The organism is Pseudomonas sp. B3G-3 (genome assembly GCF_028640915.1).
GTDB classification, from domain to species: Bacteria; Pseudomonadota; Gammaproteobacteria; order Pseudomonadales; family Pseudomonadaceae; genus Aquipseudomonas; species Aquipseudomonas chlororaphis_I.
The window spans coordinates 1-459 of the sequence record NZ_JAQZAB010000028.1 but is presented as its reverse complement, the minus strand read 5'-3'; the positions used below and the strand labels follow the sequence as shown (position 1 = coordinate 459).

At 63.4% G+C, this 459-nt stretch carries 1 protein-coding gene; it reads left to right on the top strand.

The window, feature by feature from the left end:
• Positions 1-459 (top strand): condensation domain-containing protein (locus PVZ80_RS00235; RefSeq protein ID WP_273863285.1); only part of this gene is annotated, 459 nt, incomplete at both ends.

Here is a 459-nt window from a genome sequence, read left to right as displayed (position 1 = left end):
GCCAACCGCAACCGGGTCGAGACCGAGCGCCTGATCGGCTTCTTCGTCAACACCCAGGTGTTCAAGGCCGAGGTCGACGGTCAGCTGGGCTTCATTGATTTCCTGCAACAGGTCAAGCAGACCGCCTTGATGGCGCAGTCCCATCAGGACCTGCCCTTCGAGCAACTGGTGGAGGCCCTGCGCCCCGAGCGCAGCCTGAGCCACAGTCCGCTGTTCCAGGTGATGTTCAACCATCAGACCGCGGTCAAGAAGGGCGCGCACAGCCAGCGCCTGGACGATCTCAGTATCGAAACCCTGAGCTGGCAGGGACGCGCCGCGCAGTTCGACCTGACCCTGGACACCTTCGAATCCGAAGACGGTCTCTGGGCATCGCTGACCTACGCCACCGACCTGTTCGAGCCCTCGACCATCGAGCGCCTGGCCCAGTCCTGGGTGCAGTTGCTGCAGGGCATTGTCCAG